The following is an 18,967-nucleotide window of genomic DNA, read 5'->3' as shown; positions in this document are numbered from 1 at the left end:
GTCAGGTGCTGATGTCGGGGTACGGCAGCGAGATGTGCTCCATCGCCTTCCCGTAGGCCTTCTGGTACTCCAGCGGCCCGTGGTCGCGCTCGAACACCGCGATGAAGAGCGTGAGCGTGAGGAACGGGTGGGCGCCCATCTGGAACAGCGTCACGTGGTCCTGCTCGCGCAGCGCCCGCCGCTCGTCCTCGGTGAACTCCAGCCAGGTGCTCCTCTCGGCGGAGGCGCAGTTGAGGATGCGGTTGGCCATCTCGGCCTCCCACCACTCCACCGTGCCGGCGGGGTCCTCGCGGTAGCGCTCGACGAGCTCGGGGTCGCGGTCGACGGTGTAGAGGAACTTGTCCAGCAGGTACTTGCTCACGCCGGGACCACCTCTCCGGGGACGCCGTTCGGGTACCAGGTGAAGTAGGCCTCCATCGTGTGGAACAGGTCGAGGGTGTCGACGTGGTCAGCCTTGGCGCCCTCGCCGGCGACACCCATCATCAGCATGAAGTCCATGAACCCGTGGGTGGCGTTCCCCGGCGCGTGCAGGGAGTCCAGGGAGACCTCGGCCAGGCAGCCCTCGACGTCGCCGGAGGCGATCCACTCCACGGCCCTGCGGTCGAACTCCGGGTCGGGCCCGTGCTCGCCGAACTGGCGCGGGCCGCCGAGCTCCAGCGACAGGTGGCCGGTGCCGATGACGGCGACCCGCTTGTCCGACTCCCAGGACTCGACCATCTCCCGGATGGCCTTCCCGAGCGCCACGAACCGGCGCGGCTGCGGCAGCGGCGGGGCGAAGATGTTGGTGTAGACCGGCACGATCGGCAGGTCGGCCTGCGGGCGCAGCGTGATGATCGGGCACGTGATGCTGTGGTCGATGCGCAGCTCGTTGGAGAACGCCAGGTCGAAGTCGCGGTCGAGGCCGTCGCGCAGCAGGTGCGCGGCCAGGTCCTCCTCGCCGCGCAGCGTCATCCGCGGCAGGCCGAACTCGCGCTCCTCGTTGTAGAAGTTCGCGTCGAAGAACGGCGCCTTGCCCACCAGGAACTGCGGCATGTTGTCCAGCCACAGCTGGTGGAAGTGGTCGCTGCCAACCATCACCAGCACGTCGGGCTCGGCCCGGGTCAGGGTCTCCCGGAACCGCTCGATCTTGGCCACCCACTCGTCGGCGAACGGCGGCCGGTCGGCGCCGGTCGACGTGCTCGCGCGGTAGTAGAAGGGGTGGTGGGTGGACGCGATGACCGCGGCCAGCTCAGCCATGGGGACCTCCCAGGTTCTCGGGCTCGTACGGGTCCGGGGCGACGGAGCGGTTGTGCAGGTCGACCGACAGGAAGACGTCGTTGGCGACCGGGGAGCGGATCTCCTCGGCGAGCTGGCCGATCAGCCCGGCGGTGCGGGCCAGCAGCGCGAACCCGCGCAGCAGCTCCAGCGGCAGCCCGAGGTCGGCCAGCGCGGCGCCGCAGACGCCGGCGCCGTTGAGCGGCAGCGTCCGCCCCAGCACCTGCGGGTGCACCCGCCCGATGGCGGCGAACAGCCGCAGGTGCGGGCCGGTGAGCCCCTCCTCGGCGGCGATCTCGAACAGCCGGGGGGTGCGCGGGTCGCCGTCCTTGTGCACGTGGTGGCCCAGCCCCGGCACGAACCGGCCGGCGGCCCGCTGCGCGGTCACCGTCTCGAGGGCCAGCGCGTCGAAGCCGGCGTCGTCGGTGGGCAGCTCGCCCGCGTCGGCGAGCACGCCGTGCAGGAAGCGGCCGCAGTCCTCGGTGACGCCGAGGAAGCGGGAGCCGCCGCCGAGCAGCCCGGCGGCCAGTGCGCCCTGCACCGAGTCCGGCGCCGACAGCCAGGTCAGCCGGGTGACGATCGCGGTCGGGGTGAACCCGTGGTCGGCGAGCGCGGCGAGCACCGCCTCGAAGACGCGGGTCTCCCCCGGCGTCGGCCGGCGCTGGGTGGCCAGCCAGAACGCCAGCTCGCCGAAGCCGACGCTGCCCATGACGTCGCGGGCGAGGTCGGTGCCGAGCAGGGTGATCGACTCCCGGCTCGAGGCGCCCAGCGCCGTGGGGTAGCCGGCCCCGTCGTCCTGCGTCACGGCGCCTCCTCGCCCTCGGCCAGCCAGCGGCGGATCTCGTCGCCGTGCTCGTCGAGCGCGGGCGGCGGCAGCCGGTACTCCGCGGCGGTGTCGGAGAAGGTGATCGGGTTGCGGATCGTGGGCAGGGCCGCCGGGCCCTCACCGGCGGGGACCACCGGGTCGAGGCCCACCTCCTCGGCGAACGCGACGCCCTGGTCGATCGTGTTGATCGGCCCGCACGGGACGCCCGCGCCGATGATGTCGCGGAACCAGTCCATCTTGGTGCGGGTGCGCAGCCGCTCGACGAGCAGCGGGCGCAGCTGCCCGCGGTTGGCCGTGCGGTCCTCGTTGCGCAGGAAGCGGGGGTCGTCGGCGAGCTCCGGCACGCCGAGCACCTCGCACAGCTTGCGGAACTGACCGTCGTTGCCGGCGGTCACGATGAGCTCGCCGTCGGCGCAGGGCAGCGGCTCGTAGGGGAACAGGCTGGGGTGGCTGTTGCCCATCCGGAACGGGACGACGTCGCCGGCCACGTACGCCGAGGTCTGGTTGACCAGCCCCGACAGCGCGCTGGAGAGCAGGCTGACCTCGACGTGCTGGCCGCGGCCGGTGGCCTGCCGCAGGTGCAGCGCCGACAGGACGCCGATCGTGGCGTGCAGCCCGGCCATGACGTCGAAGACCGCCACCCCGGCGCGGTAGGGGTGACCGTCCGGGTCGCCGGTGAGGCTCATCAGCCCGGAGATGGCCTGCACGATGAGGTCGTACCCGGGCAGCGACCGCCCCCCGGGTCCGCTGCCGAAGCCGCTGATCGAGGCGTAGACGACGCCGGGGTTGGTCGCGGCCACCATGTCGTAGTCGAGGCCGAAGCGGGCCAGGCCGCCGGGCTTGAAGTTCTCCACCAGGACGTCGGCGCGACGGGCCAGCTCGCGGGCCGCCGCCAGGTCGGCGCCGTCCTTCAGGTCGAGGGCGACCGAGCGCTTGTTGCGGTTGACGCCCAGGTAGTAGGTGGACACCCCCTGCCCGTCGACCTCGCGCACGGGCGGCTGCCAGGTGCGGGTGTCGTCGCCGCCCGGGCCCTCGACCTTGACCACCTCGGCACCGAGGTCGGCCAGCAGCATCGTGGCGTAGGGCCCGGCCAGGATCCGCGAGAAGTCGGCCACCAGCAGCCCCGCGAGCGGTCCCCGGGGGGGCGTGGCGCCGGCTCCGGCGGGTCCTGGGGTCATCGTCGCTCCTCGCCGTCGGGATCCGGCGGACAGCCGTCCGTCGTCCGCGCCGATCCTCGGCACCGTCGTCGCACGCTGTCAACCGCAGCGCCGGCCGCTTGACAGGTGGCGCAGGTCACGCGCAGGGTGGCCGGACGCGACCACCTGTCCGTCAGGCGGACGTCCGTCCGTCCCCGCCCGAGGAGACCTGCATGAGCGAGCCCGCGTCCCCCGCCCCGCAGGCCGGGCGCCCCGTCGTCCTGCGCGGCGGCACGGTGCTGACGATGGACGACGCCGGCACCGTGCTGCGCGACGCCGACGTGCTGGTCGTCGGCGACCGGATCGCGGCCGTCGGGCCGGGGCTCGAGGTCCCCGAGGGCACCGCGGAGGTCGACGCGACCGATGGCGTCGTCATGCCCGGGATGATCGACACCCACCGGCACATGTGGCAGACGGCGATGCGCGGCTACGGCGCCGACTGGTCGCTCACCCAGTACTTCGTCTGGTACTACCTCGAGCACGGCCGCCGCTTCCGCCCCGAGGACGTCGCCGCCGGCAACCGGCTGGCCGCCGTCGAGGCGCTCGATTCCGGGGTCACCACCGTCGTCGACTGGTCGCACGGGCTGCAGACGGTCGACCACGCCGAGGCCGCCGTCGACGCGCTGCAGTCGGTGCCCGGCCGCTACGTGCTCGCCTACGGCAACATCCAGGCCGCGCCCTGGGAGTGGACCGCCGACCCGGCGGTGCAGGCCTTCCTCGAGCGCCGCCGCACCGGCGCCGGCGACCTGCTCGGCTTCCAGCTCGCCTTCGACGTCACCGGCGACCCGGCCTTCCCGGAGAAGGCGGCCTTCGAGGTGGCCCGCGAGCTCGGCCTGCCGGTGACCACCCACGCCGGCGTCTGGGGCGCGACCGACGACGAGGGCATCCGGCTCATGCACGAGCACGGCTTTGCCACGCCGGAGACGGTGTACGTGCACGCCGCCTCGCTCTCCCCCGACAGCTACCACCGCATCGCCGCCACCGGCGGGTCGATCTCGGTGTCCACGGAGTCCGAGCAGAGCGCCGGGCAGGGCTACCCGCCCACCTGGCAGGTGCGCGCGCACGGGATCCCGGTGTCGCTGTCGATGGACACCAGCGTGTGGTGGAGCGGCGACCTGTTCTCCGCGATGCGCACGACGCTGGGCGCTGACCGCTCCCGCGAGCACTTCGAGGCCCACCTCAAGGGCGAGACGGTCACCCAGCTGGCGCTGCGGGCGCAGCACGTCGTCGAGTGGGCCACTCGCGGCGGCGCCACGGCGCTGGGCCGCGACGACCTCGGCCGGCTGGTCCCGGGCGCGAAGGCCGACGTCGTGCTGGTCAAGAACGAGGCCTCGCCGGTGTCGTTCCCGCTGCTCAACCCCTACGGCCACATCGCCTTCCAGGCCCAGCGCGGGGACGTGCACACCGTGCTGGTCGACGGCCGGGTGGTGAAGTCCGGGCACCGGCTGGTCGGCGTCGACCTCGGGGCGGTGCGGCGCGAGGTCGAGGCGACCGTGGAGCACCTGCGCGCCGAGATGGGCGAGGACGTGTGGCTGTCGGGGATGGACCCGGAGCTGCCCTCGACCGAGGTGCTCGACAACCCCTACCAGTACACCGACTACCGGTCGGACAGCACGCACGCGGCGCGCGAGGCGGCCTTCGAACGCCACCTGGCCGGGGAGGACTGAGCGCTCCGCCGGGGTACGGGAGGAGCAGGCTCGGGACGAGGGGGAACGTCGTGGCCGGACGGGGTGAGGGACCGGACTTCGTCGAGGCGCTGGCCCGGGGCCTGGACGTGCTGACCTGCTTCGGGGCCGACCGCCCGGCCATGTCGTTGAGCGAGGTCGCCGCGGCGGCGGGGCTGGCCCGGCCGACGGCGCGGCGGCTGCTGCTCACGCTCGAGGAGCTCGGCTACGTCCGCTCGGCCGGCGGGGTCTTCTCGCTCACCCCGCGGGTGCTGTCGCTGGGCATGGCCTACGTCGGGTCGCTGGGGCTGTGGGACGTCGCCCGGCCGCACCTCGAGGCGCTGGTCGCGCGGACCGGCGAGTCGTCGTCCATGGCCCAGCTCGACGGGTCCGACATCGTCTACGTCGCGCGGGTCTCGGTGCCCAAGCTGATCGCCCTGCGGGTCGACGTCGGCACCCGGTTCCCCGCCGTCCAGACCTCCCAGGGCAAGGTGCTGCTCGCCGCGCTGCCGCCGGAGCAGCTGGCGGCCACGCTCGCCGAGCCCAGCCGCTCGGGGCTGCCGGCACCCCTCCGCCGCACGCCCGAGCAGCTGCGCGAGGAGCTCAGCGAGGTGCGCGCCCGCGGCTGGGCCCTGGCCGACGAGGAGCTCGCGCCCGGCGTCCGCTCGGTCGCCGTCCCGGTGCGCGACGGGGAGGGCGCCGTGCGCGCCGCGATGAACGTGACGGTGCACGCCGCCGAGACCTCCACCGAGCGGCTGCTGGCCGAGCACCTGCCCCGGCTGCTGTGCACGGCGGGCGAGGTCAGCGCGGACTGGACGCGGTGGCAGTCGCGGCCGCACGTGCAGGTGGACCGGCCGCGCTCCGCTGGGTGAGACGCCGTTGGATGACGCGCGACCGATCGGGGTAGCCCCCGTGCCATGAGCGGGAAGTCGGCCGAGGACTACGCCGAGGACTACACGGACCCGGAGCTGCGCGCGCGGCTCAAGGAGGAGATCAAGGCCGGGGACCGGGGCGGGAGGCCCGGCCAGTGGTCGGCGCGCAAGAGCCAGCTGCTCACCCACGAGTACGAGGCGGCCGGCGGCGGCTACCGGCACGAGGGGGAGCGCACGAAGAGCCAGCAGCACCTGCGGGAGTGGGGCGAGCAGGACTGGCACACCGCCGACGGCGGCGACCGCGCCCGCGGCTCCGACGGCACGAGGCGCTACCTGCCCGACGCCGCCTGGCAGCTGCTCTCCGACGAGGAGAAGGCGGCCACCGACACGAGGAAGAAGGGCGCCGAGCAGCAGCACGTGGCCAACACCGACGCGGCGAAGGAGGCCCGCAAGGCCGCCGAGCTCGTGGACGTCAAGGCCACGGAGGCGCGCGAGCGGGTGGGCCGGATGCACGGGGACTCGCAGCTCGACCGCGCCGAGCAGGCCGAGCGCGACCTGGGGAAGGGCCGCACGACGGTGCTGCGGGCGATCGAGGAGCAGCGCCACCGCGACTGAGGGGTGGGGCGCGATGATCAGGGGACCTGATCCCGGCGCGTCCTACCCGACGGTGGGCGGCACGGCCCTCCTGCAGGGGCCCGCCGCGAGCCTGCGAGCGGTGGGGGGCAGGAGGGTCCTTCGAGCGTTGCGGTGCGGGAGGACGTCCCGACGCGCCGTGCAGCGCACGCAACATTGCAGAGTCTGCAAGATGGTGTGATCGTGGACCGGTGACGTCCGGACTGCGTGAGCGCAAGAAGCTCGCCACCCGTCTCGCGCTGCACGAGGCCGCCCTGCAGCTGGTCGCCGAGCGCGGGCTCGACGGCGTCTCGGTGGACGACGTCGCCGCCCGCGCCGGCGTCTCCCCGCGCACGTTCTTCAACTACTTCCCCACCAAGGACGACGCCGTCCTCGGGCTCGATCCGGCCGACGCCGAGCGCCTGACCGCGGCGCTGATCGCCCACCCGGCGGAGGACCCGCCCCTCGCCGCGCTCCGCGCCGTGCAGCTCGAGCAGGCCGCGGCGATGGCCGCCGAGCCCGAGGGGCTGTGGCCGCTGCGGCTGCGGGTCATCGAGGCGCACCCGGTGCTGGTGAGCCGGCTGCACGCGGTCTTCGGGCGGTCCGAGCGGGCGCTCGCCGAGGCCATCGCCGCGCGCACCGGCACCCGCGTCGACGCCGACGTCTACCCGACGCTGCTCGCCGCCGTCGCCGGTGCGGCGATGCGGACCGCGCTGCACCGCTGGCTCGGCTCGGACTTCACCGCATCGCTCCCCCGCCTCGTCGACGAGGCGTGGGACGTGCTGGCCGCCGGGCTGCCCGCCCCGCGCTCCTGACTCCTCCCGAGCGGCCGGCGCCGTCCGCTCGCCCCTCGGTGCCGCGCGCCCGCGGCACCGCCGAACGACCGAAAGAGGACCTCCGTGCAGGCCCCGCCCGACCCCTCCGCGCCGCCGATCGTCCTCACCCGGCGGCGCATCAACGTCATCTTCTCGGCGCTCCTGGCCGGCATGCTCATGGCCGCCCTCGACCAGACGATCGTGTCGACGTCGATGCCGACGATCGTCGGTGAGCTCGGCGGCGTCTCGCACATGGCCTGGGTGACCACCGCCTACCTGCTGGCCACCACGCTGGTCATGCCCGTCTACGGCAAGTTCGGCGACCTGTGGGGCCGCCGCACGCTGTTCCTCGTCGCGATCGGCCTGTTCACCGTCGCCAGCGTGGGTGCCGCCCTCGCGCCGGACTTCACCTGGTTCGTCGTCTGGCGCGGGGTCCAGGGCCTCGGCGGCGGCGGGCTGATGATCCTGTCGCAGGCGATCATCGCCGACATCGTCCCGGCCCGGGAGCGGGCGCGGTACATGGGCCCGATCGGCGCGCTCTTCGGTCTGTCGGCGGTCGCCGGGCCGCTCGTGGGCGGCTTCTTCACCGACTCCGCGGCGCTGGGCTGGGAGTGGTGCTTCTGGATCAACGTGCCGGTCGGCCTGGGCGCCTTCGCCATCGGCTGGTCCGCGCTCACCCTGCCGCGCAAGCGCAGCACGACGCCGCTGGACGTCGCGGGCATCGTCGCGCTGTCGGCCACGACGACGTCGCTGGTGCTGTTCACCGACCTCGGCGGCAGTGATGGCTGGACCGACCCGCTCACCCTCGCCCTGGCCGCCGCGTTCGTCGTCTCGGCCGTGGCGTTCGTGCTGGTCGAGCGGCGCGCGGTCGAGCCGATCGTGCCGCTGACGCTGTTCCGCAACCCGACCTTCGTGGTGGCCACCGCGCTCGGCATGGCCGTGGGCCTGGGCATGTTCTCGGCGATCGCCTTCATGCCGACGTTCCTGCAGATGAGCTCGGGCCTGTCGGCGGCCGGCTCCGGCCTGCTGATGCTGCCGATGACCGCCGGCATCATCCTGACCATCCAGAGCTCGGCGTCGCTCATCCTGAAGGACGGGCGCTACAAGCGGTTCACCGTCGCCGGCGTCGCGGTCATCCTCGCGACGCTGGTATGGATGACGACGCTGTCGGGCGGCACCTCGCTGTGGACGATCGGCGCGATGTTCTTCACCCTCGGGTGCGGGCTCGGCCTGATCATGCAGAACGTCGTCCTCGCCGCGCAGAACGCCGTCCCGGCCGGCCAGATCGGCACCGCCACCTCGACGAACAACTACTTCCGCGAGGTCGGCGCCACCCTCGGCGTGGCCGTCTTCGGGACGCTGTTCACCACCCGGCTGACCGACAACCTCACCGGCGCGCTGACCGGCAACGCCGAGCAGGCGGCCGCCGCGGGCATCACCTCGCCCGACACCCTGGTGCCGGCCGCGGTCGACGCCGCCGGGGAGCCGCTGCGGACGGCGATCGTCGACGCCTACGCGGACTCCCTCGCCCCGGTGTTCTGGTACCTCGTGCCGATCCTCGCCGTCGCGCTGCTGCTGTCGTTCGTGCTCCGGGAGATCCCGCTCTCCGAGCACGCCGGCATGGTGGCCCGCGGCGAGGCCGTGGAGTCGGAGGAGGAGCTGGCCGCGCTGCTGCGGTCGGGCGCGCACGCCGCCGTCCCCGCACCCGAGCCCACGCTGCGCGACGAACGCGACGACCGGGACGACGACGCGCTGCGCGTCTGACCGACCGCTGCACCCGGTGGCCCAGGACCCGCGCGGTCCTGGGCCACTGGCGTCCCTGGGTCCGTCGGGAGCATGCACTTCCGCGGAGGTGCACGGTGCACACCAGCGACGTCCTGCGATCGCGAGCGCGATCCACGGTCTCCGGAGCGGCACCATCGAGGGGTGGAGCTCGCACTCGACCTGTCCGAGGAGGATGTCGCGATCCTCGATGCCCACGTCCGGGACGCCGGACTCCCGTCCCGGTCGGCAGCGCTGCAGTACGTCGTCCGGCTGCTCCGTCAGCCGGCCGGCGAGGACGACCACGCCGCGGCGTGGGCCGAGTGGCGCACCTCGGGCCAGGAGGCCGAGTGGGAGAGCACGACACCCGACGCCCTGGACGACGCGCTGCGCCTGCACCTACAGCTCTGAGGCGCGAGCGTGCACCTCCGCGGAGGTGCACGGTCAGGGGGCGGTGCGGGCGGCGGCGGTCTCGGCCACCAGCCGGTCGAGCAGGTCGGTCGGCAGCGCGGAGCCGAAGTCGGCGGCGAACCGGCGCATCGGCATCGAGCCGATCATCTGCAGCATCACCGCCTGGTCGGCGGGCGAGGCGGCGTCCGCGGGCATCGTCGCGGTGAGCGCCTCGACCAGCGCCGGCCCGGCCGCGGGGTGGGTGAACCACTCGGCGACCGAGGAGTCCATCGTCAGCACCCGCGCCAGCTCGTCGCCGGCCAGGGTCACGGTCTCCTCCAGGAGGACCGTCTCCGCGTCGGCGCAGACCTGCACCGCGTACTCGCCCGGCGCCACCACCCAGCCGGACTCCACGACGTCCCAGTAGGCGAACGCGCGGCGGCCCAGCTCCAGCACCACCTCGCGGCTCTCCCCCGGCCCCAGCCCCACCTTGGTGAACGCGCGCAGCTCCCGCGACGGGCGGCGCACCGGCCCGGCCGCCGTCGACACGTACACCTGCACGACGTGCGCCCCGGCCCGGTCGCCGGTGTTCGTCACGGTCACCGAGGCGGTGACCGTGTCGTCGCCGGTGACCTCGGCGCGCAGGTCCGACGTGGCGACGGTCGTGTAGGACAGGCCGTGCCCGAAGGGGTACCGCGCCGGCCGGCCCTGGGTGACCAGCCCGCGGTAGCCGACCAGCACGCCCTCGCCGTAGACGACGCGGCCCTGCTCGCCGGGGAAGGACAGCCAGCTCGGCGAGTCCTCCAGCCGCACCGGCGCCGTTTCGGCGAGGTGCCCCGAGGGATTGGCGACGCCGTAGAGCAGGTCGGCCAGCGCGCCACCGCCGGCCTGGCCGAGCAGCGCACCGTCGAGCACCGCGTCGACGGCGTCGTGCCAGCCCTCCAGGGACACCACGCCGCCGTGGGAGAGGACGACGACCGTCCGCGGGGCCGCGGCGGCGACCGCGCGGACCAGCTCGACCTGGGCGGCGGGGAGGTCGATCGTCGTCCGGTCGAAGCCCTCGGACTCGTCGGCGTCGGCCAGCCCGACGAACACGACCGCGACCTCCGCGTCGCGGGCCAGCGCCACGGCCTCCGCCCGCCGTGCCGCGGCGTCGTCCCCGACGCCCGGGGCGAACGGGAGCTCCCGCCCGGCCAGCTCGCGCATCGCGTCGAGCGCGGGGTCGACCCGGGTGGCGTTGACGTTGGAGCTGCCGCCGCCCTGGAACCGCGGCGTGCGGGCGAACTCGCCGATCACGGCCACCCGGGTGTCCGAGGACAGCGGCAGGGTGCCGTTCTCGTTGCGCAGCAGCACCGCGCACCCGGCGGCCAGCTCGCGGGCGAGGGCGTGGTGGGCCGCGGCGTCGAACCCGTCGGCCGGCCCGCCGGCGTACCGGGCCAGCGCGGCCACCCGGCCGGCGCTCGCGTCGACGAGCGCCGCGTCGAGCTCCCCGGACCGCACCGCCTCGACCACCCGCCGGTCGCCGGCGCCGGAGTCGCTCGGCATCTGCAGGTCCAGCCCGGCGGCCAGGGCGGCAGCGCGGTCGTCGACGGCACCCCAGTCGGAGACGACGACGCCGTCGAAGCCCCACTGCTCGCGCAGCACCTCGGTGAGCAGCCACCGGTGCTGCGACGCGTAGACGCCGTTGACCTTGTTGTAGGCGCACATGACCGTGGCCGGTGCCGCCTCGGTGACCACCCGCTCGAAGGCCGGCAGGTAGACCTCGCGCAGCGTCCGCTCGTCGACTTCGGCGCTGGTGCGCATGCGCTCGGTCTCCTGGTTGTTGGCCGCGAAGTGCTTGACCGAGGCGCCGACGCCCTGCGCCTGCTGCCCGCGGACGTGCGCCGCCGCGAGGACGCCGGACAGCAGCGGGTCCTCCGAGTAGTACTCGAAGTTCCGCCCGCCCAGCGGCGAGCGCTTGATGTTCACGCCCGGCCCGAGGACGACGTGCACGCCCAGCGCGCGTGCCTCCCGGCCGATCGCCTCCCCGATGCGCTCGGCGACCGACGGGTCCCAGCTGTTGCCCACCGCCACCGCCGGTGGGAAGCAGGTGGCCGGCAGGTTGTCGGTGATGCCCATCCCGGTGAGGTCACCGGCCTGGCGGCGGACGCCGTGCGGCCCGTCGGTGAGCACCAGCGAGGGCAGCCCCACCTCCTCGACCGGCGGGGTGGACCAGAAGTCCTGGCCGGAGAGCAGGGTCGCCTTGCGCTCGAGGGGCAGGCCCTGGAGGTCGGGGCGGTCGGTCACGGGAGCTCCCGGGTGTCGTCGGCGTGCGCGTACGGAACGAGCCCACCACGAGGAGGAGCCGTGCCTCCTGCCGGGCAGCGCGCGGACCTCCCGGACGACGCCGTCCCGCTCAGGCGCCGAGCCGCGGGTCGACGTGGACCTTGGGTCCGGCGCCGCTGCCGCGGGGGCGCCCGCCGGCGAGCACGGCGCCGACCTCCGCGAGGCCGACGGTGGCGGCGACCAGCGGCCGGGGGTCGACCGCACCGGTCCGGTAGGCCTCGATCGTGGGCGCCAGCCCCGGGGACGCCGAGAGGACGCCGACCGCCGTGACGTCCTTGAGCAGCAGCGTGCGGGTGTCGATGGTGCTCGGCGTGCCGGCGATGCCGATGCAGACGACGCGGCCGGCGGGCTCCACCAGGTCCAGGGCCAGCGCCGGGGACCCGGGGTCGGTCGAGGCGTCGACGACGGCGTCGACGGGCAGGTCCGGGAGGGTGTCGCGGGTCCAGGCGTCGGCGAAGCCGAGACCGCGGGCGAAGTCGAGCGAGGGCGCGGTGACGCCGAGCAGGTGCACCTCGGCGCCCCGCGCCCGGAGGAACATCGCCGTCAGCAGGCCGATCGTCCCGGGCCCGATCACCAGCGCGCGGTCGCCGGAGGCCACCGCGGCCGCCTGCGCCGCCCGCCAGGCGTTGCCCCCGGGCTCGACGAGCGCGCCGAGCACCGGGTCGACGGAGTCGGGCAGCTCGTGCAGCGACTGCACCGGGACGGCGAGCTGCTCGGCCAGCGCGCCGGGCCGGTCGCCCCGGATGCCCACCTCCTGCCGGTCCTCGCACACGTGCTGCTGCCCGCGCCGGCACCGGCGGCAGACCCGGTCGCCGAGCATCGTGTCCCCCGTGACGCGGCGGCCGAGCCAGGCGGGGTCGACCCCGCCGCCCACCGCGGTGACCCGGCCGCACCACTCGTGGCCGGGCCGCAGCGGGTACGAGGAGTGCCCCGTCTCCAGGTAGGACAGCTCGCCGGTGAACAGCTCGACGTCGGTGCCGCAGACGCCGACCCGCTCGACGTCGACGACCACCTCGCCCGGGACGGCGGTGGGGGCGGGCACCTCCTGCACCGCGCACCGCCCCGGCCCGGAGAGCACGACCGCGCGCATGGTCCTCGACACAGCGCCAGGATGGCGGGCGTGACCCTGCGCAGCGCGGCGTGGTACTCCGGCGACGTCCGCAACGCCTACATCCACCGGGCGTGGATGCGCCGCGGCATCCCGGACGACGCGTTCGGCCGCCCGCAGATCGCCATCGCGAACACCGCCTCCAACCTGGTGCCCTGCAACCGGCACCTCACCGAGGTCGCGGCCGCCGTGCGCGACGGCGTCCTCACCGCGGGCGGCACCCCGCTGGAGCTGCCGGTGTTCGGCCTGGGCGAGACGCAGGTCCGGCCGACGGCGATGCTGTGGCGCAACCTGGCCGCGATGCAGATGGAGGAGGCGTTCCGCGCCAACCCGGTCGACGGGCTGGTGCTGCTCGGCGGGTGCGACAAGACCATCCCGTCGCTGCTCATGGCCGCCGCCTCGGTCGACCTGCCCGCCGTCGTCGTCCCGGGCGGCCCCATGCTGACCGGCACCTTCCGCGGGGTGCCGCTGGGCTGCGGCACCGACGTCTTCCGGCTGTCGGAGGAGGTCCGCGCCGGCACGCTGTCGGCCGAGGAGTTCGCCCGCTCGGAGTCGGCGATGATCCGCAGCCGCGGGCACTGCAACACGATGGGCACCGCCTCGACCATGGCGGTCGTCGCCGAGGCGCTGGGCACCGTCGTGCCCGGGGTCGCCGGCACCCCCGCCGCGGACAGCCGCCTGCTGGAGGCCGCGCACGGCACCGGCCGGCTGGCCGTGGAGATGGTCGCCGCCGACCGCCGGCCCTCGACCTTCCTCACCCGGGGGTCCTTCGCCAACGCCATCGTCGCGCTGGCCGCCGTCGGCGGGTCGACGAACGCCGTCGTCCACCTGCTGGCCGTCGCCGGCCGGCTGGGGATCGACCTGACGCTCGACGACTTCGACCGCATCGGCTCCGGCGTGCCGGTGCTCGTCGACCTGCTCCCGGCCGGGCGGTTCCTCATGGAGGACCTCCACCGCGCCGGGGGCCTGCCCGCCGTGCTGCGCGAGGTGCGCGACCTGCTCGACCCGACCGCGCTCACCGTCACCGGGGAGCCGCTGGTCGCCGCCCTGGACGACGCCCGGGTCTGGGACCCGGAGGTCATCCGGCCGCGCGGGGAGCCGCTGGTCGAGCACGGCGGCATCGCCGTCCTCCGGGGCAACCTCGCCCCCGACGGGGCGGTGGTCAAGCCGGCCGCGGCCTCACCGCACCTGCTGCGGCACCGCGGCCGGGCGGTGGTCTTCGACTCGATCGAGGACTTCCGCGCCCGCGTCGACGACCCCGACCTCGACGTCGACGCCGACTCCGTGCTCGTCCTGCGCGGCTGCGGCCCGAAGGGCTATCCCGGCATGCCCGAGGTCTCCAACATGCCGCTGCCCCGCAAGCTGCTCGAGCAGGGGGTGCGCGACATGGTGCGGGTCTGCGACGGCCGGATGAGCGGCACGGCCTACGGCACCGTCGTCCTGCACGTGGCGCCGGAGGCCGCGGCCGGCGGACCCCTGGGCCGGGTGCGCACCGGCGACGTCGTCTCGCTCGACGTCGCGGCCCGGCGGATCGACGTCGAGGTCCCGGACGACGAGCTGGCCGCCCGCGCGCCGAGCGAGGCGACCGTCGCCGGGTTCGCCGCTCCCCGGCGCGGCTGGGAGCGGCTCTACGTCGACCACGTGCTGCAGGCCGACACCGGCGCGGACCTGGACTTCCTCGTCGGCTCGAGCGGGTCGGCGGTGAGCCGCGAGTCGCACTGAGCCCGGTCAGCCGCCCACCCGGGTGACCACCGACGTGCCGAAGCGCTCCCCGGCCGCCCGCTTGTAGCCCGCCGGGAAGTCGGCCGATGCGCCGCGGTCGACCGCGGCGAGCCGCACCTGGGCGTCGGCGTCGCCGCCCCACGCCGCGACGCACAGCTCGGGGGCGACGTTTGCGGCCGCCACCAGCGCGCCGGCGGCCCCGATCGACCCGCACACCCCGACCAGGGACGCCGCCCCGGTGTAGAGGTCGCCGGTGAAGACGTCGCACTCGTGCAGCAGCCGGCCGGCGTCCCCCGAGGAGTCCTTGAGCCCGGACACCGGCAGGTCGGGCAGCAGGTCGACGGGGATGCCGGGCGCGGAGGCCGTCGGGAAGTGGTACGCCAGCAGTGGCCCCGTCGCCGCCTCGGCGACCGCCGCGTAGTACGGGCGCGGGTCGGGGACGCCGGGCGGCGAGAGCGCCAGGACCGCGTCGGCGCCCACGGCGAAGGCCCGCCCGGTCAGCTCCGCCGCCTGCCGTCCGGTGGCTGCGCCGGTGCCGGCGAGCACGGGCACCTCCGCCGGCAGCGCCGCCCGCACCGCGCCGACGAGCGCGTCCCGCTCCTCGGCGGTGAGGGCGGCCGCTTCCCCCGTCGTCCCGGCCACGAGCACGCACCGCACCCCCAGGTCGACCAGCTGCGCCGCCAGGCCGGCGGTGGCCGGCGCGTCCACCGCCCCGTCCTCGCGGAAGAGGGTGACCAGAGCGACGCCGACGCCGGTGAAGAGGGGCATGCCCCGCATCGTGCCGCGTCGAGGCCGGCGATCCACGTCTTCGAGGGGTGGAGGTGTGCATCCAGGTGACGACACCGGTGCAGGACGGGTCCTCACCGGCCGCGCCCATGGTCCGCGGATGGCGCCGGCGTCGGTGAGGACGGGCTCCCACACCACCCCCTCCACCGGGCGGGCGATGGTGCCGCGTCCTGGCCCACCGTCCGTGGTGAGCCAGGACGCCGTGGTCAGCCCTGGGGCGGTGTCGCTGCCTCGGGCGGCTCTGCCACTGCCTCGGGCGCTGCCACTGCCTCAGGCGCTGCCACTGCCTCGGGCGCTGCCACTGCCTCGGGCGCTGCCACTGCCTCGGGCGCTGCCACTGCGTCGGGGCGAGGATCGTCGTCGGGGGGCCGGGGGTCCTCGACCTGCGGGTGCGGGTCGCCCCCGCGGTCGCGTGCGCGGCCTGCCCCGGGCAGGCCCGACACCACCTGGTGCAGGTCGTCGATGAGCTCGAGCAGGGCGTGCAGGTCGGTCGGCACCCGCCCGAGGTCGGCGGCGTTGGGCAGGCGGCCGGACTCCAGCCCGCGCAGCAGCCTGGGCACCTGGTCGGCGAGGGCGGCCAGGCCCGCGGTGCGGTCCTCGGTCAGCAGGGCGGGCAGCCGGTCGAGCAGCGTGGCCAGCGCGCCGGCCGCGTCGTCAGTCACGACGCGGTCGAGCCGGGCGAGCAGGGCCAGGGCGGCCGCCGCCTCCCCTCCCCCGAGGACCTCCTCGGTGCGGTCGAGGTGCTCGTCGGACAGCAGCCGGTCGAGCCGCCCGCTGATCCGCGCGAGCCGCCCGTCCTGCAGCACCCCGTCGGCGCGCTCGACCAGGCGCGGCACCCGGCCGTCGCCCAGCAGGGCGTCGAGCCGGCCGAGCAGCGGGAGCACCCGGTCGTCGGCGGCGAGGTCGAGCAGCGCCCGGACCCGCTGGTCGGCGGCCAGGTCGAGGGCCTGCTGCACCCGGTCGCCGGTGAGGATGCCCAGGGTGCGGTCGACCCGGTCGCCGGTCACGACGTCGAGGGCCTGCCCGAGCCGCTCGTCGGTGGCCAGGTCCAGCGCCCGGCTGATCCGCTCGTCGGCGACCAGGTCGAGCAGCCGGCCGACCCGCTCGTCGGCGGCCAGGTGGAGGGCGACCCCGACCCGGTCGTCGGCGGCCAGCTCCAGCGCCCGCTCCGCGCGAGGGTCGGCCAGCAGGTCCAGTGCCCGCTGCAGGCGCTCGTCGCCCACCAGGTCCAGTGCCCGCTGCAGGCGCTCGTCGCCCACCAGGTCCAGCGCCCGGTCCAGCCGGGTCAGCAGGTCGGCCGCCGTCAGCCGGTCGAGCGCCTCGCCCAGCCGGGGCAGCCGGTCGGAGGACAGCAGGCCGTCGAGGGCGTCGAGGGCGCGCGGCACGACGTCGGCCCGCGCCCGCACCGCGTCGACCGCGCGCGTCACCGCCGCCACGCGGTCGGGGGCCAGCGCCGCCCCGAGCCGGTCGACCACCGCGCCCAGCGTGGTGAGCCGCTCCGGGGTCAGCACGGCGGCCAGCCGGCGCAGCACGGCGGTGGCCGTGTCGAGGGCCTCGGGCGCCGCGGCCGCCGCCCGGGTCACCGCGGGCGCGGTGCCGTCGAGCAGGGCGCGGGTCCGGCGCAGCACGTCGTCGGCCAGCGGGATGAGCCCCTCGGCACGCGGCAGCGTCGCACCGAGGGTGCGGACGGAGTCGGCGATCGTCCGGGGCAGGTCGAGGAGGTCCGAGGGACCGGGCAGGCGCACGGGGCGCTCCCTACCCGCCGACGGGGTCCCGAGTCACCCGAGCGCGCAGCACCTGCTCCAGGGTCCGCGCCGGCCGCCCCAGCAGGTCGGGGACGGCGGGGCTGACGGCGGCCAGCTCGCCCGCCGCGATCGCGGTGTAGGTGGACACCCACGCGTCGACCTGCCAGCCCGGCGCCCCGTAGGGCGCGCGGGACGCGTACGCCTCCTCGACGGTCTCGGGCTCGTAGCGCACGGCCCGCCCGGTGACGGCGGTCAGCACCGCGGCGACCTCCGCCAGGGTGAGCGCCTCCGGACCGGTGAGGTCGTAGGTGCGGCCGGCGTGCGCCGCGGGGTCGCGCAGCACGAGCGCGGCGACGTCGGCGATGTCGTCCTGGGCCACCAGCGCGGCCCGGCCCTCCCCTGCTGGGCCGCGGATGACGCCGTCCTCCCCCACCAGCGCCGACGCGAAGTCGGCGTAGAGCGAGTCGCGCAGGAACGTGGCCGGCAGGCCGCGGGAGCGCACGTGCTCCTCGGTGGCCGCGTGGTCGCGGGCGAGGGTGAAGGTGGCGTCGGGGGCGGCGCCGAGGAAGGACACGTAGACCAGATGCTCCACGCCGGCGGCCACCGCGGCGTCGACGAACGTCCGGTGCTGCGCGACCCGGTCGGCGCTCTCCGACGCCGACACCATGAGCACCGTCGAGGTGCCCTCCAGCGCGGCCAGGACGGCGGCGGCGTCCCCGTAGGGCGCCCGGACGGCGGTGGCACCCGGCAGCCGCGGTGCCCGGTCGGGATCGCGGACCAGCAGCCGCTGGGGCACGCCGGCGTCGGCGAGCCGGCGGGCCACGCGCCCGCCGAGCCGCCCGGTCGAGCCGGTGACGGCGAGGGGCACGGCAGGCACGGGCGTCTCCTGACGGTCGGGGGCCGGACGCGAACGACAACCCCGGCACCCGGCGCGACCTTCCCCGAGGGGCGTCCCGCGAGCACCATGCGCGCGTGGACTACGCCCAGGCGCAGCAGGTCTTCCTCACCCCGCTCGACGACGAGCGCCCCGCCGCGGGGATCCCCGACACCCCCGGCCGCCGGCTGCGCGACGCCGCCGAGCCGCTCGCGACGATCAGCTGGTGGGGCAGGCCGGTCAACGACCGGCTCGCCGCCCTCGGCCTGGACTTCCTCACCGGCTACGTCTGGGGCCGGGCCGCACCGATGGGCGAGCCGACCGCGCCGGTGGTCGTCGCCGCCTTCGGCGTCTTCGAGCCCGGCGCGCTCACCTCCTGGTACGAGCAGGCCCGCGCCACCGCCGGCCGCGACGCCGTGCTCGCCGCCCGGGAGGAGGGCGTGGTGGAGTCGCTGCGCGAGCTGCTGCCCGGCGCCGACGTCCGCGACGCGGTCGAGCTGCTGCGCCGCGCGGTGGACGCCGCCACGCCGCACGTCGTGGGCCGCCCGCTATTCGCCGGCCAGCTCTCCCTGCCCTGGCCGGCCGACCCGCTCGGCCAGCTGTGGCACGCGGCGACGCTGCTGCGCGAGTTCCGCGGCGACGCCCACCAGGCCGCCAACGTGGCCGCCGGACTCAGCGCCGTCCAGATGAACCTGGTGACCGAGTACTGGATCGGCTGGGAGCACGGCGCCTACGCCGGCACCCGCGGCTGGTCACCGGAGGCGATGGCCGCGGCCGACGCCGACCTCGAGCGCCGCGGGCTGCTCGCCGACGGGCGGCTCACCCCCGAGGGACGGCGGCTGCGCGACGACGTCGAGGCGCGCACCGAGGCCGCCACCGAGCCGGTGCTCGCCGCGCTCGGGTCCGACCTGCCGGAGCTGACCCGCCGGCTCGACGAGTGGTCGGCGGCCGTGGTGGCCGGCGGCGCGGCGCCGCCCGACCTCTACAAGCGGATCAGCGGCTGAAGGAGGACCCCCG

The 18,967-nt window shown here is 75.6% G+C and carries 17 protein-coding genes; 8 read left to right on the top strand and 9 right to left on the bottom strand.

What is annotated here, in order from left to right:
- Window position 1 precedes the first annotated feature (1 nt).
- From LY71_RS13215 to LY71_RS13200, 4 genes are read right to left on the bottom strand one after another with little or no spacing between them, the layout of a single operon-like run.
- On the bottom strand, window positions 2–361 hold the full coding sequence (locus LY71_RS13215) for a hypothetical protein (protein ID WP_106278206.1): 360 nt from the start codon (window positions 359–361) through the stop codon (window positions 2–4).
- Window positions 358–1,236 (bottom strand): DODA-type extradiol aromatic ring-opening family dioxygenase, encoded by an 879-nt coding sequence (locus LY71_RS13210; RefSeq protein ID WP_106278204.1) that lies wholly within the window; start codon window positions 1,234–1,236, stop codon window positions 358–360. Before LY71_RS13210 ends, LY71_RS13215 begins: the two co-directional genes overlap by 4 nt.
- Window positions 1,229–2,059, bottom strand: a complete 831-nt coding sequence (locus tag LY71_RS13205) for a citryl-CoA lyase (RefSeq protein WP_106278202.1) — start codon at window positions 2,057–2,059, stop codon at window positions 1,229–1,231. Before LY71_RS13205 ends, LY71_RS13210 begins: the two co-directional genes overlap by 8 nt.
- Window positions 2,056–3,258, bottom strand: a complete 1,203-nt coding sequence (locus tag LY71_RS13200; protein ID WP_106278200.1) for a CaiB/BaiF CoA transferase family protein — start codon at window positions 3,256–3,258, stop codon at window positions 2,056–2,058. The genes LY71_RS13205 and LY71_RS13200 overlap by 4 nt, the downstream gene beginning before the upstream one ends.
- Before the next feature lie 191 nt (window positions 3,259–3,449).
- Between LY71_RS13200 and LY71_RS13195 the strand changes: the two genes are divergently transcribed.
- The 6 genes from LY71_RS13195 (at window position 3,450) to LY71_RS13170 (ending at window position 9,411) form a co-directional block, all read left to right on the top strand.
- The gene (locus LY71_RS13195; protein ID WP_106278197.1) at window positions 3,450–4,943 is read left to right on the top strand and encodes an amidohydrolase family protein; all 1,494 of its coding nucleotides are present in this window, start codon (window positions 3,450–3,452) and stop codon (window positions 4,941–4,943) included.
- 50 nt (window positions 4,944–4,993) lie between these two features.
- Complete coding sequence (locus LY71_RS13190; protein ID WP_106278195.1) at window positions 4,994–5,812, top strand: IclR family transcriptional regulator domain-containing protein; 819 nt, start codon at window positions 4,994–4,996, stop codon at window positions 5,810–5,812.
- Between the two features lie 45 nt (window positions 5,813–5,857).
- The gene (locus tag LY71_RS13185; RefSeq protein WP_106278193.1) at window positions 5,858–6,427 is read left to right on the top strand and encodes a hypothetical protein; all 570 of its coding nucleotides are present in this window, start codon (window positions 5,858–5,860) and stop codon (window positions 6,425–6,427) included.
- Between the two features lie 209 nt (window positions 6,428–6,636).
- Window positions 6,637–7,239, top strand: coding sequence for an acyl-CoA-like ligand-binding transcription factor (locus LY71_RS13180; RefSeq protein WP_106278191.1), 603 nt, complete (start codon window positions 6,637–6,639; stop codon window positions 7,237–7,239).
- A gap of 84 nt (window positions 7,240–7,323) precedes the next feature.
- Window positions 7,324–9,003, top strand: a complete 1,680-nt coding sequence (locus tag LY71_RS13175) for an MDR family MFS transporter (RefSeq protein WP_106278189.1) — start codon at window positions 7,324–7,326, stop codon at window positions 9,001–9,003.
- A 162-nt stretch (window positions 9,004–9,165) separates the two neighbouring features.
- Window positions 9,166–9,411, top strand: coding sequence for an antitoxin (locus LY71_RS13170; RefSeq protein ID WP_106278187.1), 246 nt, complete (start codon window positions 9,166–9,168; stop codon window positions 9,409–9,411).
- Between the two features lie 33 nt (window positions 9,412–9,444).
- On the opposite strand, the gene LY71_RS13165 is transcribed toward LY71_RS13170, so the two are convergent.
- Both LY71_RS13165 and LY71_RS13160 read right to left on the bottom strand, forming a co-directional pair.
- Window positions 9,445–11,676, bottom strand: a complete 2,232-nt coding sequence (locus LY71_RS13165) for a glycoside hydrolase family 3 C-terminal domain-containing protein (RefSeq protein WP_106278185.1) — start codon at window positions 11,674–11,676, stop codon at window positions 9,445–9,447.
- Window positions 11,677–11,785: 109 nt separating this feature from the next.
- Window positions 11,786–12,817: a zinc-dependent alcohol dehydrogenase gene (locus LY71_RS13160; protein ID WP_106278183.1), complete on the bottom strand. Its 1,032-nt coding sequence runs from the start codon at window positions 12,815–12,817 to the stop codon at window positions 11,786–11,788.
- A gap of 9 nt (window positions 12,818–12,826) precedes the next feature.
- Here LY71_RS13160 and LY71_RS13155 point away from each other — a divergent pair, with 9 nt between their 5' ends.
- Complete coding sequence (locus LY71_RS13155) at window positions 12,827–14,545, top strand: dihydroxy-acid dehydratase (protein ID WP_211297327.1); 1,719 nt, start codon at window positions 12,827–12,829, stop codon at window positions 14,543–14,545.
- Window positions 14,546–14,551: 6 nt separating this feature from the next.
- Here the strand turns inward: LY71_RS13155 and LY71_RS13150 are convergent, their stop codons facing one another.
- The 3 genes from LY71_RS13150 to LY71_RS13140 form a co-directional block, all read right to left on the bottom strand.
- Window positions 14,552–15,313, bottom strand: coding sequence for a dihydrodipicolinate synthase family protein (locus LY71_RS13150; RefSeq protein ID WP_170121344.1), 762 nt, complete (start codon window positions 15,311–15,313; stop codon window positions 14,552–14,554).
- A gap of 224 nt (window positions 15,314–15,537) precedes the next feature.
- Window positions 15,538–17,076, bottom strand: coding sequence for a hypothetical protein (locus LY71_RS13145; RefSeq protein WP_106278177.1), 1,539 nt, complete (start codon window positions 17,074–17,076; stop codon window positions 15,538–15,540).
- A 10-nt stretch (window positions 17,077–17,086) separates the two neighbouring features.
- Window positions 17,087–17,953: an SDR family oxidoreductase gene (locus LY71_RS13140; RefSeq protein WP_106278175.1), complete on the bottom strand. Its 867-nt coding sequence runs from the start codon at window positions 17,951–17,953 to the stop codon at window positions 17,087–17,089.
- Window positions 17,954–18,048: 95 nt separating this feature from the next.
- On the opposite strand from LY71_RS13140, the gene LY71_RS13135 reads away from it, so the two are divergent.
- On the top strand, window positions 18,049–18,954 hold the full coding sequence (locus tag LY71_RS13135) for an SCO6745 family protein (protein WP_106278173.1): 906 nt from the start codon (window positions 18,049–18,051) through the stop codon (window positions 18,952–18,954).
- Window positions 18,955–18,967: the final 13 nt, after the last annotated feature.

It is taken from the genome of Geodermatophilus tzadiensis (assembly GCF_003002915.1).
GTDB lineage: Bacteria > Actinomycetota > Actinomycetes > Mycobacteriales > Geodermatophilaceae > Geodermatophilus > Geodermatophilus tzadiensis.
Note: the sequence above shows the minus strand (reverse complement) of the source record. Positions and strands in the feature narration are given on the sequence as shown.

Coding starts and splice junctions, on each gene's coding strand:
- LY71_RS13195 (WP_106278197.1), top strand. CDS start 3,450: ATGAGCGAGCCCGCGTCCCCCGCCCCGCAGGCCGGGCGCCCCGTCGTC.
- LY71_RS13155 (WP_211297327.1), top strand. CDS start 12,827: ATGGCGGGCGTGACCCTGCGCAGCGCGGCGTGGTACTCCGGCGACGTC.
- LY71_RS13150 (WP_170121344.1), bottom strand. CDS start 15,313: ATGCCCCTCTTCACCGGCGTCGGCGTCGCTCTGGTCACCCTCTTCCGC.
- LY71_RS13210 (WP_106278204.1), bottom strand. CDS start 1,236: ATGGCTGAGCTGGCCGCGGTCATCGCGTCCACCCACCACCCCTTCTAC.
- LY71_RS13185 (WP_106278193.1), top strand. CDS start 5,858: ATGAGCGGGAAGTCGGCCGAGGACTACGCCGAGGACTACACGGACCCG.
- LY71_RS13200 (WP_106278200.1), bottom strand. CDS start 3,258: ATGACCCCAGGACCCGCCGGAGCCGGCGCCACGCCCCCCCGGGGACCG.